General features: G+C 35.8%; 14 protein-coding genes, 3 tRNA genes and 1 other annotated feature (1 of these 18 running past the window's edge). Of the genes, 2 read left to right on the top strand and 15 right to left on the bottom strand.

Translation table 11 applies throughout. From position 1 onward, the window contains the following. Positions 1–222 (bottom strand) — a binding site (T-box leader); it reaches 19 nt to the left of the window's first position. Between the two features lie 137 nt (positions 223–359). The 9 genes from AB5M32_RS05515 to AB5M32_RS05555 all read right to left on the bottom strand — a co-directional run bounded on the left by AB5M32_RS05515 (position 360) and on the right by AB5M32_RS05555 (position 11,796). Next, positions 360–3,542, bottom strand: a complete 3,183-nt coding sequence (locus AB5M32_RS05515) for a hypothetical protein (protein ID WP_368024360.1) — start codon at positions 3,540–3,542, stop codon at positions 360–362. 31 nt (positions 3,543–3,573) lie between these two features. Next, a complete protein-coding gene (locus tag AB5M32_RS05520) occupies positions 3,574–3,744 on the bottom strand; it encodes a hypothetical protein (RefSeq protein ID WP_349699769.1) in 171 nt (56 codons plus the stop codon). A gap of 423 nt (positions 3,745–4,167) precedes the next feature. Further along, the gene (locus AB5M32_RS05525) at positions 4,168–4,815 is read right to left on the bottom strand and encodes a redox-sensing transcriptional repressor Rex (protein ID WP_010718730.1); all 648 of its coding nucleotides are present in this window, start codon (positions 4,813–4,815) and stop codon (positions 4,168–4,170) included. A 226-nt stretch (positions 4,816–5,041) separates the two neighbouring features. Beyond that, positions 5,042–6,253, bottom strand: coding sequence for a tRNA uracil 4-sulfurtransferase ThiI (gene thiI, locus AB5M32_RS05530; protein ID WP_010718731.1), 1,212 nt, complete (start codon positions 6,251–6,253; stop codon positions 5,042–5,044). Between the two features lie 18 nt (positions 6,254–6,271). After that, positions 6,272–7,414, bottom strand: coding sequence for a cysteine desulfurase family protein (locus AB5M32_RS05535; protein WP_178285717.1), 1,143 nt, complete (start codon positions 7,412–7,414; stop codon positions 6,272–6,274). 155 nt (positions 7,415–7,569) lie between these two features. Further along, entirely contained in the window at positions 7,570–9,291 is a 1,722-nt protein-coding gene (locus tag AB5M32_RS05540) for a septation ring formation regulator EzrA (protein ID WP_010718733.1), read from the bottom strand. A 222-nt stretch (positions 9,292–9,513) separates the two neighbouring features. After that, complete coding sequence (locus tag AB5M32_RS05545; protein WP_034698938.1) at positions 9,514–10,044, bottom strand: haloacid dehalogenase; 531 nt, start codon at positions 10,042–10,044, stop codon at positions 9,514–9,516. A 64-nt stretch (positions 10,045–10,108) separates the two neighbouring features. Then, entirely contained in the window at positions 10,109–10,948 is an 840-nt protein-coding gene (locus AB5M32_RS05550; protein ID WP_034698936.1) for a Cof-type HAD-IIB family hydrolase, read from the bottom strand. Positions 10,949–10,962: 14 nt separating this feature from the next. Beyond that, entirely contained in the window at positions 10,963–11,796 is an 834-nt protein-coding gene (locus AB5M32_RS05555; RefSeq protein WP_178285716.1) for a DUF72 domain-containing protein, read from the bottom strand. A 155-nt stretch (positions 11,797–11,951) separates the two neighbouring features. Between AB5M32_RS05555 and AB5M32_RS05560 the strand changes: the two genes are divergently transcribed. Further along, positions 11,952–12,920, top strand: coding sequence for an asparaginase (locus AB5M32_RS05560; protein WP_010718737.1), 969 nt, complete (start codon positions 11,952–11,954; stop codon positions 12,918–12,920). A 350-nt stretch (positions 12,921–13,270) separates the two neighbouring features. Here AB5M32_RS05560 and AB5M32_RS05565 read toward each other — a convergent pair whose 3' ends face one another. From AB5M32_RS05565 to AB5M32_RS05580, 4 genes are all read right to left on the bottom strand, one after another. Beyond that, positions 13,271–14,008, bottom strand: coding sequence for an acyl-ACP thioesterase domain-containing protein (locus AB5M32_RS05565; protein ID WP_178285715.1), 738 nt, complete (start codon positions 14,006–14,008; stop codon positions 13,271–13,273). A 15-nt stretch (positions 14,009–14,023) separates the two neighbouring features. After that, complete coding sequence (locus AB5M32_RS05570; protein WP_178285714.1) at positions 14,024–14,857, bottom strand: fructosamine kinase family protein; 834 nt, start codon at positions 14,855–14,857, stop codon at positions 14,024–14,026. A 282-nt stretch (positions 14,858–15,139) separates the two neighbouring features. After that, the gene (locus AB5M32_RS05575) at positions 15,140–16,468 is read right to left on the bottom strand and encodes an aminopeptidase C (protein ID WP_178285713.1); all 1,329 of its coding nucleotides are present in this window, start codon (positions 16,466–16,468) and stop codon (positions 15,140–15,142) included. 185 nt (positions 16,469–16,653) lie between these two features. Continuing rightward, a tRNA-Asn gene (locus AB5M32_RS05580) sits at positions 16,654–16,727 on the bottom strand. A 207-nt stretch (positions 16,728–16,934) separates the two neighbouring features. Here AB5M32_RS05580 and AB5M32_RS05585 point away from each other — a divergent pair. After that, positions 16,935–17,007 (top strand) — tRNA-Thr (locus AB5M32_RS05585). Between the two features lie 462 nt (positions 17,008–17,469). On the opposite strand, the gene AB5M32_RS05590 is transcribed toward AB5M32_RS05585, so the two are convergent. Next, positions 17,470–17,820 (bottom strand): iron-sulfur cluster biosynthesis family protein, encoded by a 351-nt coding sequence (locus AB5M32_RS05590; RefSeq protein ID WP_010718741.1) that lies wholly within the window; start codon positions 17,818–17,820, stop codon positions 17,470–17,472. A 249-nt stretch (positions 17,821–18,069) separates the two neighbouring features. Then, a tRNA-Asn gene (locus tag AB5M32_RS05595) sits at positions 18,070–18,143 on the bottom strand. Between the last annotated feature and the right edge of the window lie 54 nt (positions 18,144–18,197).

An 18,197-nucleotide genomic window follows, 5' to 3' on the forward strand; every position in this document is an offset into this window, starting at 1 on the left:
ACGCGGTACCACCTAATTTGTAGCAGTTTCCTACTACCTCTCATGTGAGTTAACGATCACGACTCGTTTATCTCTAGGTTTTATCGGTTTGCTGTACACGATAAAGGGTTCAAGATAAAAACTCCCAAGCTACCTTCACTAGTCTCTCCTAAGAACGTCTCACCATCTCGTTCTCTCTCTAAAAGGCTGTAACTAGTTACTCCTCTTGATCAACGTCATGCCTCATTTTACAATGGTTCAATTTTAAAGTCAATAAAAGACGGTAAGAATCGTATTTCCCTAAATAGTACCTCTTCAGGCTTATGATTCGCCTATTATAAATAATTAACTAAACAATAAGCAGTAGTGACAATGTTTGCTTATTCAGAACGTGACTGTTCAAAGAAATTTTTTAAATTTCTTACAGAAGGCTGATTTTTTCCTGCTTCCTTCATTTCATTTAGATTATTAGCCTTATTTGTAGACTGATTCATTCGCTCCTCTAGTGTTTGAATTTTTATTACAGGGTGACTATTAGCCGTTTGAGGTGATTTACTTGTTAGAGATTGATCCCTGATTTCCTTGGGAATTGGTGTTGGTTGAATACCAGCGGACTTCTCTTGATTTAGACTATCAGCCACATTTGTAGACTGATTCATTTGCTCCTCGAATGTTTGATTTTTTATTACAAGGGGCGTTTTGGTTTGTTTATCTGTTAGAGAGTGATTACTGATTCCGAGAGGTGTTAATGTTGGTTCAATACCTTCAGACTTTTCTTTAGGTTGCTCCTTTTTTCTCTCTGGTTCCTTTACTGAATTACTTATTAGAGATTGATTACTTGTTCCCTGGGGCATTGGAGTTGCTTCAACATCTATATTCAGTTCTTTAAGTTGCTTCATTTCCTGTCTATGTGAGTGTAATTCCTCGAAACTCTCAACTAATCTTTTAATTTTCCCTCGATTCTGTTGGTGTTCTGAGTCTTTATTAAGATACCCTGCCGTGTATTTAGGATTTAAATTTTTAGATACACCAGATGAATATACCAAGAAAGACAAAACAACCTGAGAACAACAATGCTCATCCTTGATTAGTAATTCTTCAATCTGTCGATTCACATCAGACACTAATAGGTTTTTCGGACTTACGTAAGTATTTATAAACTGCTTAATCTTATCGATTTCCTGTTGCCACCACTCCCTTTCGAATGGAGTCAGCACCTTATTAAGATTGTTAAAATATTTATTATTGTTACTCTCAACTTCTTTAGTCGTTACCATCTTAAGATCAACAGAAACTAAAGGAATTTGTTTGCTACACTCGTCAATGACACTTTTTAATTTGGGATATGTATGTATAAAATGTTGTATCTCTTTTTTTTGATTAAGGATATTTGAAAATTGCTCCTCTATACTAAGTCGATCATCTCTAAATTCGTACACCTCAATCACACTATATTTTATTTGTTTTTTAATTTCTTCTTTTTTATTATTTAAATCTTTTTGAAACGTCTCAATTACTTTATTGACTCTCACTTGTTTTGTATTTTTTTTATTTTTTATCTTCAATAAACTATTTTTAATCTTATTTATTACAACTTGGGATTCCCTTTGCCGCTTTTTTTCATCCATTGATAAACATTTTTCCGTCCAATTGATGACATCCGATTCAGTAAAATTAATATTTCGTGAACGAAGTGCTTCTTTAATTGATTGAAGGAGAGACTCAGCTTGTGAAAGGTCCTTGGTTTCCTTTAATAGTCCTTCTCCGTCATCCCCAAACCTTTTTTTTAAATCAGTTACATCACTTGAATTTCCCCATTCTCTACTCATTACAGAATAAATGACTGTTGATAAAGTCTCTCCCTCCTTTTTTTGCTGGAGTGCTTCTTCGATTTTTGGAAGTAGTTCTTTTTTTGTCTGATAATCTTGTAATAGATTTAATGCTTTTTCCCTATCCGAACGATTCGAACAATCAATTCCTTCTTCACTTAGTGTATGATTAATCGTTTCCAGTATTATAGGAAAAAGGTAATCTACTTTTTGTTTTTTTAAATCTTTTCTTACTTCCCCCACTATATCAAGACCTTTTATTTTATCAGTAGGGGCAAGTATTATAGTTTGTGCTTTTTCTCCCATTTTCATGCTTATTGCGGATATTCTTAAGATCACTTCTTTTTCATTCAAAATTTTGTTTGTTTGAATCTTATCCTCTTCATTTAAATAAGTGCTTAATTGATTATTGACTTGTTCAAAGTTTTTTTCCGTCCAGTTTGGGTAATTAACTTTTAACTGAAGCATAATCGTTGCGATCTGCTCGGGTTTTAATTGTTTGAGATAGTCATTGTTCTCCAGTTTATTATCAATTGATCGAAGTCCATTCATGTGTCGCTGATTTTCGATTTCACTCAGATCTTTTTTCATCATTTCCGATAAGGAACTATTTTTTTTTGCTTCTGTCTCCTTTAATTCTTCTTTAAATGCCTGAACTGTTTCAAATTTGTGCCATTGATTTTCACCAAAAACAAGTCTCCCTAAATAGGATAACTGTTTTTTCGACTCTGGAGAATTCAATAATCTATAGGATCTATCAAATCGGTCTATTTTTGCCCCACCATTCAATAAATCTTCTAATTTATCCCCTAAATCTGATCGATTTTCTTTTTTTAGTTTTTCGATGATACTTTTTTTATAAAATTCTAAACGGTCCGTTTCTTTGAAGGAAGTATTGACATGTTGTCTAACAGACTCTTTTACTAATGTGGACTGAGCCTCAACATAAATTTGTGTCATCAACTCAACTGTTCCTTGTTCTTCTCCTCTTAATATTTCATCATACTTTACAGCCAACTCTGGGGTTACTTCTTTAGCAATCAAATAAACGAGCTCTTGATCAAGAAGTCTTTTTTTTGTGATTATGGTACTTTCTTTTATATTTATTTTTTTAAAATATGGAATGCTATTACCAATAAACGGCGAATCACTATGATTTGTAGCTATAGAAATATATGTTTTTTTTTCAGCTTCTGATAAATTCTTTCTTTGGAGAAGTTTAGAAATTATTTTATCTTCTCTCAAAAAGTCAAAAAACCATTTATACTCATTATTCTTAGGAGATCTATTCATCGTTTCAAAAAATCCATCAATTACGATTTCTCTACATCCTTCTTCATAATCTAGCTCCATATTGACTAATTGTTGATATTTTACACTGCCCTCGTTTAATAGTTCAAATGTACGAGCTAAAATATCCTCTTTGACTTTAGCTGAGTCCATGCCATATTGTAATTCTATACATATCTCTTTAATTTGTTTCTCGATTACATCTGTCAATAATTCCATTTTATTAATCCTAATCAAAACTTTATGATGAAAAAATTTCTCACCATCCATAGATAAACTATTAGTTAAAGATTTTAATAAGTTTAGCTGTTCTGTCAGATTTCTAGTTGGAACCATTAGAAGATCAAAAAGATGAATCTGATTTATTACATTATCAGAATTTTGTTGAAAATAGAGACAAGATTCCACGATCTCTCTCGTTATTACTCTCTCTTGTTGCAGCATTATTATCAGCTCATCAAGAGTGTCAAATCTGTTAATTACCGTCCCCCCCCCTTAATGTATCCAGTAATTGCTGATAGTCTGCAGTTATTTTGTAAGGGAATTTATTCAGCACTGCTTTCATTTGGTGGTATCCTTCACTTGTTTTGTCCGAAAACCGTTCCATTTCCATAAGAATTGTATTTTTTACCTTCTCTTGATTCATTTTTACCATCCTTTACATTTTTTTCGTTATGGCATCCGTGGCTTGTCTGTTTTGCTAGACATTCATATCTAGCCTAAATCATAAGAATTAAGGATTGTTACTTTTATGTACATTCAATCAAATCTTAAACTTCATTAGTATTTTTTACTCCAACTTGTTTCATAACCGCCTCCTTCAGGTTAACTTTTTTCTTACAACAGTGATTCTATCCATTGCATTCATCTTTATTACTGTCATTCACTACTAAAAAAAGGTTTCTTCTTTCAAAAAAACAGTTATTTTATAACCCCTGCACACGATGATACAATGAACTGAAAGCTATTATATCAGTATTATGATTGTAAACAAACAAAAATAGATATAAACATGCGTTATAAAAAAACGCTTAGAAACATTGGCTCTAAGCGCTAAAACTATGGATTGTCATAAAAAAACTTCTGAATATTTCTCGTTAAAAAATATAAGCGTTTGCAATTCTGTCGTCAAATCAATGTATTGAATATTCACATGCTTGGGTACGATCACTCGGTCAGGAGCAAAGTTTAAGATCGCTGATACGCCACCTTTCACGATTTCATCGATTGCTGACTGGGAGTGTTTACTTGGAACCGTTGAAATCGCAACTGTTACTTTTTCTTTTTTGACGATTTCGCCAAACTGTTCGATTGGATAAATGAATTGACCATCGATTTCTTGGTTGACGATTTTAGGGTCATTGTCAAATACACAGACGATATTCAAATTCTCATTTCTTCTAAAATTATTGTGCTTTAAAGCTTTCCCTAGATTTCCATACCCAACTAAGGCAATTCGTTTTTCCTCTTCCGTCTTTAAGATCCGATCAAATACTTCGATCAGATAAGGCACTTCATAACCATAGCCACTGCGCCCCAACTCCCCTAAATATGAAAAATCTCTACGGATCGACGCAGAAGGTACTTGGGTGATTTGACTAAATTCATTTGATTTAATCCGCTTCACACCTGAATCATTGAGCATTTTTAAATAACGTAAATATAAAGGTAGTCTTTTAGCTGTTGCTTTTGGTAAAACCGCTATTTTTTCTCCCATCTTCAAACTCCTTTGTTAATTTCTTCACATAGTCAGTTTATCATTTATCCTCTCTTAGAGCAACAGTAGGGAATATAAAAAAGAGTCTGGGATTGACTCCAGACTCTTAAATAAGTGTAAGAACAAATAAAAAGTAATGTTTTTAAAGTATGTTTTATTAAACATAAAAAAACGGTTCAATCTACTTTCTTATTCTTGTTAAAGCTCCACGATAATTTCAAGACTCTTATAACAAATCAGCAAATTCTTCTACTTGTTCAGCTTCGGTAGCTGTATGGATCGTTTCCATTTTTAAACCAGAAAGAGCTCGTTCAATCATTTCTTCGATTGGTAAACGTTCTTCGTATTGATGAACTTTATCAAGGCGTGGTCGAGTCTTTGGTTGAGGTGGGGCAAAAATCGTACAGCAATCTTCAAATGGTTGGACTGAAAGCTCAAAGGTATCGATTTGTTCAGCTACTTCAATGATTTCTAATTTATCCATCGTAGCAACTGGACGAATGATAGGCGTATTCGTTACTTCATTGATAGCAACCATGCTTTGTAAGGTCTGCGAAGCTACTTGTCCTAAAGACTCCCCATTAAGGATAATCAACCCATGGCGTAATCGGCGGATCTCATCCGTTAATCGCAGCATCATCCGTCGAGTAATCGTCATCCAGTAACCTTGCGGAATGTTTTTCTTGATTTCTTCTTGGATCTCAGTAAACGGTACCTCGATAAACTCAATTTTGCCGACATAAGGAGTCAATTTTGCTGTTAAATCTTTTGCTTTTTGTAATGCCTGCTCACTCGTGTAAGGTGGACTAGCAAAGTGGACCGCTTCAATTTCGACACCACGCTTCATGGCAAAATAACCAGCCACAGGTGAATCGATTCCACCAGACAACATCAACATGCCTTTACCACTCGTTCCCACAGGCAACCCGCCTGCTCCTTTAATCGTTTCATAGGATAGGTAAGCAGCATCTCGACGGATTTCTACCCGTAGTGGAATATCTGGTTTACGCATTTGTGCTTCTATATCAGGGAAGATATCTACCACCGCATTTCCTAACGTTTGATTTAATTCATTACTTGTTAATTCAAAGTCGTGGTCACTACGTTTCGCAATAATTTTAAAGGTTTCTTTTCCTGTATAGACTTCTTTCATGATAGCTTGAACTGCATCTTTTAACTTTTGAACATCTTTTTCGATTCGAATACTTGGTGAGAAATTTTGGATACCGAAAATTTTAGCCAATTTAGGTATAACTAACGCACTATCAGCACCATTTAACAGTAGGTGCATCCGGTCACGATCAGCATGGATCTTGATTTCGGGAAAATCACTCAATGCTTGACGAACATTTTGAGCAAGTTGCATAATAAAACTTTTACGGTTTTTTCCTTTTGTTGACAGTTCACCATAGCGGACCATGATTTCACTATATTTCACAAAAACACTCCTTATTGATTAATTGATGGTTGAAAATTTCTTATATAATTGTTTAAAAATGATCATAAATTGTTCTACTTCTGCCATAGAATTACTTTCATCTAAACTAATGCGGACAGCTGACGTAGCTAAATCATCAGGCACACGCATGGCATGCAACGTGCTACTTGCAAGATGTTTACGAGAAGAACAAGCACTGGTTGTAGAAATAAATATTTGTTTTTCTTCTAACGCATGAACAAGGACTTCTCCTCGAATCCCTTTGAGTGAAAAACATAAGATATGTGGTGCATAATCTTCTCCCTCTGAAAAAATAGTCACTTTTTCATAGGCTTTCAAAGCGTTGATCAATGCCTCTTTTAAATGTTTGGTGTGATCTGGCTTTTGAAGTTTTCGATCCAGTGCAATTCGTAAGGCTTTCGCCATTGCGACAATCGCAGGAACATTTTCTGTTCCACTTCGTTGATTTTTTTCTTGGCCACCACCATTAAGAAGCGGTGCTAAACGTCGTCCCTTCTTCCAATAAATAAAACCTATACCACGTGGTCCATGAAATTTATGAGCTGAAAACGTCGCAAAATCAACTCTTTCGGTCAGCCATTCAGATAAAGAAACTTTTCCGATTGCTTGCACAGCATCCACATGAAAATGGATTTTAGGGTATTCTTTTAGCAACTCACTGATTTCTAAAATTGGTTGGATTGATCCAATTTCGTTATTGACTGCCATGATTGAAACCAATACCGTGTCTTTACGAATTAGTTTCTTCAATTCATCAACAATGACAAATCCTTGATTATTTACTGGCGCTATACTAACTTCTACCCCTAGAGATTTAAGTTGTTCAGCTGTTTCACTTACAGCAGGATGTTCTATCCCAGAGATGATCATGTGGTTTCCATATTCACGTTTTTCAATCATCGTCCCTTTAAGTACCCAATTATCGCCTTCTGTCCCACCAGAAGTAAAATAAATTTCATCTGGAGTAACAGTGATCAGCTCAGCAATTTGTTTTCTAGCTTGTTGTAACAAACGGTTTGCTTGATTGCCTAAATCATGCAAACTTGACGGATTCCCAATAATCCGCTGACTTGTCTTTATATAGGCATCTAAACTTTGCGGAAAGATTGGGGTTGTCGCACTATTATCAAAATATATCATAAGAAACCCCTCTTTTTTGAAATTCTTTACTATTATAACGGTTGTCCCAATTGCTTTCAAGAGGAGGTTGTTTTTTCAGAAAGTTTCGTGTAATTGAACACGAAAAAAGACAACACTTGGTGGATTGACCAGTGTTGCCTTTTTAGTTAGTTTTATTAAACTAAATCAGGATTCTTAAAATAAAAATCTTCAATTCGCTTGAAAGCACCAGGTTCAACACGTTCGAGTGCTGTACCGATCTCATCCAGAGCTTCTTGATAATGATGTTCCTTATTGAATAAGTAATAACTTTTATCAATTGCTTCTCTGATTTCTTCATGTGTGTGGCGATAACGATTTGCATACTGTAGCATTTGTTCTGTCAGTGCTGCAGCATCCACTAAATCATGCGTTTTCTTATCAAGTAAGTCTAAATCTTCTTCACATAACGTAACTAAGCGATTGACTTCTTCCATATTGACTCTGATTTTATTTAGCACGATACTTAGCTCTTCAATCCGATCAGTTGCCACAAAGAAAAATTCTAAATAATCATTTGGTAGACCAGGCAAACGTTGTTGTTCTACAAAACGTTTCAAATTACGCAATTTAAATTCGAAAGTATCGATTTTTTCTTGCGCTTCTTTTTCACCTTTTCTTAACTCGTGTAGTGAGTCATCGATTTCAACTTGTTGGTTTTCGATATCTTCTAAAACTTTGAATACTTTTTTATAGAAAGTCCGTACTTCAGAATATGGTAACAAGTGTTGCTGGATTTGTGGTTTCATCTGTTCGTTTTGACGTTCGATTTCTTCCACTTCTGTTTGGAATCCGCGTACTCGACCAATTTCATTATGATTCAACGCATAACTTTGAGCAGTATGATCTAACTCAATCAATAATTGACGATTGTTTTTTGTGGCATGTTTGATGTATTGTTCAATGGTTGCTTGATTGGTTGTGACATAATTTTGGGCTTCCATTTCCCGCTCTAGAATGTCATAGAGCGAATCAATCATACTAGCAGTTTCACGATTCTCGAATTCAACCGTTTCAACTTCTGTTTTTTCAAGATTTGCTAATGAACTTTCAATACGATGGCTTACTTTTTCAATCTCACCAACAAGATCTTCTTCTGGGAAAACATATTGTTCCTGCATCAATTTTTCATAAGTTTGCTGGATTTCTTCCAGTTGTTCTGGGAAAGTAGTGTTCAAATCTTCAAATAGCGGCGGAACTTTTTTCATCAAAGCTTCAACTTCATACGTATGTTTTTCTGCTTTATCCAAAACTTCTCGAGCTTCAACAGGATCACCTGAAGTATTCAATGCAACAAATTGCGTGAATTCATTTTCGATCATCTTGACTTGCTTTTGCAATTCAGGAAACGCAGGACCGTATTCTTGCTCATCTTCTCTGATTGTTTCTTTCAGTTCTTCATAGACATCCAAAGCTTGCTGAACCGCTAGTGAATTACGTTCTTCTGTTTCACGTAACTCTTTTAGTCCATCACGAATCTCAGAAACTTTCTTTTCCATTTGGTCCATGGTTTTTTCTGCTTCGATCACAGCTTTTTTACCTTTTAAAAATCGGAAACTCTCATTAAGATTTTCTACTTCAAAAATTTGACTTTCTAACTCAGCAAACGAGGAAGTGGATATGTCATTCCATTTTTGACTCCATTCACGAAAGGTATTTTGGCTTTGCCCCACCAGATGCATTTTTTTAACATCATCGACTTCTTCAATCACAGGCAAGTCGAATAATTCTTCCTTGCGCTTTTCCAAGGCGTCCAATCGATCTTGGTTTTTTTTCTTCATATAGTAACTAACCAAAAAGACGACTAGGGCGACTATAATGATTGCTATGACGATTCCGATGATAACATTATTTCCCATTTAAGGTACCTCCGTTTTCAATATGCATCTATTTTTTATGCTTAGTTAAATAATTTGTGTGCATAAAACAATAAATACGTCTTCCGTGCAAAAGACATCTATTGTAAATTATAACACACAATTTTTAAGCATTCACTAACTTCATCGAAAATCTTTTATTCCTACCTAGAAAATAGCATAACCAGTATGAAACGCCGGTTTATTTTGGTTTGTTTCGTCTATTCAAGACTGTTTCTTTCGAGTCGCTTGGGCGATTTGCCGTTGAATTTCTTTGGCGATCTTAGGTTCAGGGGCACACTGCTCTTCCCAGTTATCAGGTTTTAATACCTTATTCGTGACCGGATGATAATGTGGTTTACCATCTGGGAATAATTTCCCCATGTTTGCTTGGTGAACGATCTCAAATATCTTCGTAGGATCAACACCCAATAATGAAAAAGAACCATAAGTAAAATATAAAAGATCGGTTAAAGCATCGACTTGCTCGATCAAAGGTGCTTGTCCCCATTCTTTTTTAGTCAACATTTTTTGTTCTGCTTTCTCTAATGCTTCGTGAAGAGCTGTTACTCCTTCGTGTAATTGTTCCTGATCTCCCTGACAATTGGCCGCAATCAATTCGACTAATTCTTCAATTTTAAATTCTGCACGATAAATGGCTGCTTGTTTCGAAAATGCAGTCGGTACATCAGGTGAACGAGGATCAAAAATTTTATGAAACTCTTCTACTTGTTGAAAGGGTGTTTTCTCAGACATCTTTTTCTACCTTCTTTTCTTACTTCTCTTAACATTTTTACTGAAGTCTAGTCTATCAACTGTTTTAGTAAATTAAACCATAATGCTTCAGTCCTTGATAAATTCCGTCTTTTTCATTGGTATCCGTCACATAATCAGCAGCTTGCTTAACTTCTTTTTGAGCATTCCCCATAGCAACCCCGATTCCGACACCTTCCAGCATCTCAATGTCGTTATAATGATCACCAAATGCCATGATCTCGGTCATTTCGATCCCCATGTCTTTGGCAAAGGCTGCAATTCCTGAAAGCTTTGAGCCACCTTTTGGAATGATATCAACGGTATACGCATTGGACCGTTGAAAGCTGCACTCCGGAAACCGCTCTTCTAATTTTTCTTGTTCTGATTCCTGACTCAATAAAATACATTGGTAAATTGGCTCATCAAGAATCTCCAGTGCTTCATATCGCTTTTTCTGCCGATGTGGGCTAAAAATTTGCAGTCCTTTTTTCATCAATCGAACGGGAAATTTTTTTGGTAATAAACTAACTAAACGTTTGATTAAAATCGACTGTCCTAATAGCATCGTGGTCGAACCAGCTAGTTGATCTCTTCCACCAAAAATGATCTGGCGATGGTTCTTATCAGCATATTCCACGATCTTACTTAAAACGACTTGATCAAATGGTTGATCTACAATCGTTCGTTCGGCAGTAAATACCAATTGTCCATTATAGACAACATACATATCTAATTCCAATTCATCAATCACTTCTTTGATTTTAACTGGACTCCGCCCAGTTGCTACACCACACAATATCCCATTTTTTCTAGCATAGCTAATCGCACGTTTAGTCGAAGCAAGTGCTTTTGAACGGTCGTTGACTAATGTGCCATCAATATCAAAAAAAATTGCTTTGATCATTCAACGCTCCCTCTCTAAAATAAATCCATTTGTTGTGGGTTTAAGCCTTCCGGTTTTATTTTTAATATTTTTTGTAAAGCTAACGCATTTTCTGCAGCATCTCCACCAGAATTGTTGTTAAAGATAACTCCGATTTCTTTCGTTTTTGAGCTAACAGAGTCAATAGCAGTTGCTAGTTCTCTCAGTTCCTGCTCAGAATAGCGATAAAGAGTTCTTTTTTTACGCCAATCTTTATCATTGGCCTGCCAACCTTGAGCATTTCTTCCGTGAAACCTGAAAAGAGCAAAGTCTGGATTCGTGATGAATGGGTCAAAAGGAACTGTTGTGTTTAACAACTGTGGTTCATCAATTACTGCCAAAGAAAATTCTGCTCGAGTCATGAAGCTTCTCGTGCGCTCAACGAATTCCTCACTGTACCACGAAAAGTCCCGAAGTTCGATTGCTACCGGATAGCCAGCAAACCATTTTCGAAGCTTACGTAGGTATTGTACACTTTCCTTGGTGCATTTAAAGGAAGCTGGAAATTGGACTAAAAAACAAAAAAGCTTGTTCGCATCACTCATTGGTTTCATTACTTCCAGAAATTTAGCAATCATTTCTTCTTCTGTTTGATAATATTTTTCCCAGTCTCCTTGACCACTAATCCCTTGATACGCCTTAACAACAAAACGAAAATCATTTGGAACCTCTTGCACCCATTTTTCTACCGAAGTTCGTCTTGGGATTCCATAGTAAGCTGTATCAAGCTCCACTAATGGTAAATATCTAGCATACTCATAAAGTGTGTTATTCTTTTTTCCAGTCAATTTATCATGTTCTTTAAATGAGGTTAATCCGATTCGTATCATTTCAAGCCACCTTTGCTTTTCCATCCAAAAATCAACTATGTATAGTGAGATTTACTACTCATTGCTCAATGCCACGGATAGCAAAACTCTTTCATATAGTATACAATAAGCGTTAAAGCCTATGCAAAATTATATGTAAGGAAGTCCGAAAAAAAATGAAAAAAATTCTAATTTTACACACTGGCGGAACGATTGCCATGAGAGAAAATCTTTTAACTGGTGGAGTGAGTCCTGATGTTGTGAATCCTTTGCTAGATGCTGAAATTGAAATTCCAGAAGATGTTGATTTAGTAATAGAAGATATCTTTAATCTTCCTTCACCTCATATCATGCCTAAACATATGTTGATTTTAAAAAATCGGATTAATGAAGCCTATCATTTGGGGTTTGACGGTGTTGTAATCACTCATGGAACAGATACGTTAGAAGAAACCGCCTTTTTCTTAGACACGACGATTGGAGATAAACTGCCGATCGTACTAACTGGCGCTATGCGATCCAGCAACGAATTAGGGAGCGATGGGCTGTACAATTTCGAGAGTGCTATTCGAGTCGCTAGTTGTAAGGAAGCAAATGGAAAAGGTGTATTGGTCGTAATGAACGATGAGATCCACTCCGCACGTTACGTGACCAAAACCCACACGACAAATGTTGCCACTTTTCGTACACCCACATTAGGTCCAATTGGTCTAGTAACAAAACATCGGATCTTATTTATGCAAGAATTACTAGAAACTACACGCTTAGATATCACTTCAGTCAATGGTACGATCCCAATCGTTAAGGCTTATGCAGGGATGCAAGGTGACCTATTAGAAGCTATCGCCCATACCAAAGTAGATGGCCTAGTGATCGAAGCTTTAGGAGCTGGCAATTTACCACCACAAGCTGTAACAGCTTTGAAAAAATTATTAGTACAAAAAATCCCAGTGGTCTTAGTTTCCCGGTGTTTTAATGGGATAGCAGAACCTGTTTATGACTACGAGGGTGGCGGAAAAGAACTAGCAAATATGGGGATTATTTTTTGTAATAGCATCAATAGCCAAAAAGCTCGCATCAAACTACTGATTGCCTTGAATCACGGGTTAAAAGATCAATCATTGATTTCGTTTATTACTCAATAAGTTATAGCTAAATCACATACGAAAATTCCTGACATTAAAATTCCGTTCTAAAAAAAATCCAGAGTTCGTTTAGCAATTGAACCAATTTTACGCATTCTTTTTTCAATCATTGAAGGTTATCGATCCTTACCTATTACTGGATATCCAAAAGTCTTATTTCCATGTTAGAATGTCCAAAAGTATGAACACCTAAAGAATTCTTTGTTATTTAGCACTTCGGCAATCAATCAAAAAAGCTCAAAACAGTTTTGTTTTGAGCTTTTTTCCCTTGTTGTTCCTGCTTATTTCCCAGAGCTAGACACTTCTGCGACAACCTCTTTCCGATTGGAACAACGTTTGCTATTAGCAGTTTATTTATTTTTCCAATTGATATTTGCTTCACAATAGAGTTGTTCTTGCATTCTGATTTCATGTCTTGTTTTCACACCATGTTCCATCTCTACTTGTTCATAATGACTTTCAATTTCATTTCCATATTCCACTTCTTTGTCAAAACGGATCAAAACTTTTTCTGGTACATGTGTCGTCAAGAAATCATAGCCTAAGACATCAATAATCCAGTTGAAATACATGGCATTGTTCACATGTTGGTTACTATCGATATCATAGAAACGCACGCGATAAGGTAACATCATGCCCGATTCGATCTTTTCTATTTTTTCTTGCCGTTTGATTTTTTTGATTTTTTCGCTTTCAAACGGCGCAATAATTTCCTCATTGACACTACTCATTTTCCGATTCACAAAATCCATTAATACAAAAACTGATTCTATTTTTACCAGTTCTGTACCTTCTTCATCATGAATCCAAAAATTACGATAACAAAAGAATTTATTGTACTCCATGGCTTGTGTTGTTATAGAAATCGTCTCTCCTACTTTTGGCAAACGAGTGATTGTCATTGAATAATTGGTAATGACCCAAGTCAGTCCAAAACTATTGACAAATTTACTACCACGATCAAGCGCATCACTTTGATCTTCCGATGTCTTGATCACGATTCCTAACATTGATGGAAATGTCATGGTCTGATTAATGTCACATTCATAATATGAAACTTCATGTTTTTTTGTATATCTCTTTGCCAAAAAAACACCCTCCTCTTATCTTTTCGCTAATAATTGATCCACTTGTGAACCATAACTTTCCCCAAACATATTTAGATGGGCTAACAAATAATATAACTGGTAAATCGGCAATCGTTTTTCCCAATTTTTTTCCAAAGGATAGACCATTTGATAACTTTGTAAAAACTCTGGACGAAACCCACCAAACAGCTGGCTCATAGCTATGTCCTGCTCACGATCACCGTAAGAAACGGCTGGATCAACGAAGACTGGTTCTCCTTGCTGATCAAAGAACACATTACCACTCCACAAGTCGCCATGCAAGAGGCTAGGGACAATCTTTTTATCACTAAAGTTTTCTAACACGTATTGCTTAAAAGAAATAAATGTTTCTTGGCGGTTTTGATTCCAATGGTTGTTTTTTTGTGCCAAAGCAATTTGACTTTCTAGACGATTTTTGAAGAAGAAAAGCCACCAATCTTCTTCCACATGATTGAATTGCGGAACGGTCCCTAAATAGTTTTCCTTTCGATACCCAAATTGAGGAGCGGTTACCTTGTGCAATTTCGCCAAAGAAACGGCTAGATCTTTTTGATCTCCTTTGCCAGGTTCGATCCATTCCATCAAAAGATAGGCACCATCTTTTTGTTCACCCAGCATGTAAGTTTCAGGTACTCGAACGTAGGGAGCTAGTTCTTTTAACCCATCCACTTCCGCTTCAAAAAAAGACTTTCCAATATTAGGATGAAGCTTTAAGAAATATGATTTATTTTGCTCTTCAATTCGATACGTTTGATTAACGTCCCCACCAGTGATAGGTATCACTTTGCCTTCTAATTGGATTTCTGCTAACACCGACTGAATATTCATCTCTACTCCTCCTTACATGCTTTTCCAACCTATTTGTTAGCTATCATTATATCACAGAGAATCTAAAACAAAGAAAATGAGTCTAGTAACTCTTTGTTCAACAGTAAAAGTCCATTGCTCATATTTATAGACAAAAAAAGAGAGGCTTCTTTCAAAATTAGCAATCCTACTAATTTCGAAGACTAACCTCGTCTTTCTTTCAATCCCTCATTTACTTTCTTTTTCAGTAATCTGAGACACCAATTCGTCTATTTTCTTCATACTTTGAGTAGAATCAGTTTTTTAAGCCAATGCGCCCATTGGATCCCAAGGAGCTAAAACGATTGGTTCTTCATTGAAGGCTTGGAGTTGCTCTTTCGACAACAAATCTTTGCGAACAACGATTTGATACGTATATTCGTTCATCCAATCGTCACTCATAACAAAAAAGCCTTTATTGCCAACTTTTTCACCCCAGCTATTTTCCACTTTCCATTTCGTTGATTTCCCATCAACAAGATCGACTCCCGTCAATACCATCGCGTGGGTCATTAAGCTTTCACCATAATCTAAACGTTGTGCTTTAGTCATCGTAAAATCTACATCGAATAAGTCATCCATGTCGTAAACATCCAGTGCCATGATCCCACTATCTCTAGTTGAAGATTGTCCGACATCACAACCAAACCAAACAGACTCTCCTTGTTTCAGTTGGGCAACAGCCAACTGTTTAAACGTTGACATATCTACGTTCAAATAACGAACTTCTTTCCCGCCAACCACATTACCTAACATTTCTACAGTGTAAGAACGATCAAAAGGTTTGTCTTTTGTCGGTGCATTGATGATGCTAACGTAATCATCTAGTTTTACACCAATATATTTATCATAAAAGAGTTGAGGTGTAAGCTGTTGGTCAATATGATAATTGTTTTCTTCGTCACGGTATTCAAAATCAAATTCTTTTGGTGGTGTTCCTAAGGAGATGGCTAAAAATTGATAGATTCCTTCTAGCATTTCCTCTTTTTTTGCTTGAATCGCTTCAGCAGTTTCACCACCGGCAATCATTTCACGTAAGACCGTCGCATCTTTACGCAACAATTTATTCAAGTAATTATTTAAATCTCGTGAATTTGAACTATTTGCACTTTCTGGCATAACAGATTTAGGAACTACACCATATTTCTGGAAGAGGGAAACGATCATATCCCATTGTCCGCCATCTTGTTGTGGGGTTGTTAATAAAAAGGCTACTTTTCGGCTATCTAAGGCATCATTCCCTGTTGCGATAATATTTTCATAAAAATAATTAGCTTTTTCATATTTGTCCCAGAAAAACGTATAGTTTTGTGATAATTCAAATTCTTTCAAATGGAATTGATTGAGCAATTTATGTCGGAAAGTATTTAATGCTGCAAACATCCAGCAACGGCCAGATTGTTTCTGATTTGAAACCTTTCCCGTTGATAAATCAATTGAAAAAACCGGTGTATTAGACACATGGGCAGCCACATTTTCAGCAGAAGCGGTGATCCCATTTTTTACTACCGCTCTTTGTAGAGCTTGTTGCTTGTTGTTTTCTTCAAAACCTTTTGCAAATTTTTTCGTCATTTCAGGTGTAATAGCTTTCATCCAATCATCCTTCCAATCAAAAATATATCTTTAATTCTACCCTTAAGTGGTTTGAAATACAACGACTCACTTTTAATCGTTACAACAAATCGACTGAATCCCCCTCACGACAACCCTTTTTTGTTATTCTCAAAAGTTTTTGAGAATAACAAAAAAACCACAGCCTCTAAGCTGTGGTTGAAGTACTCCGGCAGTAGGACTCGAACCTACGACATCATGATTAACAGTCATGCGCTACTACCAACTGAGCTATGCCGGAATCAAGTACATGTATATAATATCAATTTATCTTAAATAACGCAATACTTTTTTTACATATTTTTTTGTTTTTTCACAAAAATCACTGCACAAAATTTGTTATTTATACAATTTAGAATGATCATCCTATGAAACCGAATTTTTTTTGTTTTAGATATTGACAAAATTGATTATTTTCGTTATTCTATTACTTGTATTAAGAAATCATGCCGCTTTAGCTCAGTTGGTAGAGCGCTTCCATGGTAAGGAAGAGGTCGCCGGTTCAAGCCCGGCAAGTGGCTTACTTAGATAACGTAACCTGTTGTTTTAACAATAAGGTTACGTTGTTTTTTTATCTTCATTTTTTTAAATACTATATGATTTTATAGCTAATAAAACTAAGCTGTAATGAATAGCTAGTTGTAAATAAACGTAAAGGACTAGTGCCTTAGATATAAATCTTACGTTTACTCTAATAACGAGTAAACAGTGTTCAATCAACCACTCCTTGCAATAAGCCTGAATAATTTTTCATAATATGAGAAGCTGTTTCAAGATCCCCATCCTTATTGGCCCTGCAATTACTCATCGCAGTTTCTACTTAGTGAGCGCTCAGATCAAAACGCTCTTTTCGCATCCTCTGATCTACGATGTTCCAAGTAGTATCGAAAATAAGCTGGAGAATCCAAAAAATAAGAAGAACTATTTTTGGATTCTCCAGCTTATTTCTCAGTGCTAAACACTGCTGTCACAACTGCATGTCTTTAAGGGCGTAAATCAACTAGAGGGACTTGGTTATCCAAAGTTCCACTAGGGGATTCAAGTTTAAAACTATTTAAACGGGGGTCTAAAGTTAACGTCATCGTTTCATCCATGTACATTTTTGAATAGTCTTTGATATAAATGGCTCCCATATCACTGTCAATCTTCATTGGATAGTCTGTTTTCTCTTGTTTGCTAGCTAATAACAATAGACGGAAGCTCGTATCTAACGAACACACACCCATCTTAGAATACTTACCCACACCATCATCTAGGTCAAGAATGATGGTGGCACCTTCTTGGATATACTTTTCTAATCTTTCCTGCGCTTTTTCAGATATTTTTAAATACATATTACCTTCCACCTCCAACTTTCATTACCTTACGATGCTAGCACGTTTCTTTCTATGAAGCGAACCATCTGCTCAGTTCCCGCCTAAACCATTCCTTTTATTAAAAGTTATCTTTTGAAATACCAGACTAATCGCATCCATTAAGAAAAACCTATTGTTCAATCGCACTAATAAATTAACTAGTCTTATACTGTGCCCAAAATATATAAAGACAAAAAAACACGATAGAAATTCTATCGTGTCTAAATACTCCGGCAGTAGGACTCGAACCTACGACATCATGATTAACAGTCATGCGCTACTACCAACTGAGCTATGCCGGAATCACCTTGTTCGTTTTTTACAACGAACACACACATAAGATAAACTTATGGGGT

It is taken from the genome of Enterococcus sp. C57, from assembly GCF_040887305.1.
Taxonomy (GTDB): Bacteria; Bacillota; Bacilli; order Lactobacillales; family Enterococcaceae; genus Enterococcus_B; species Enterococcus_B hirae.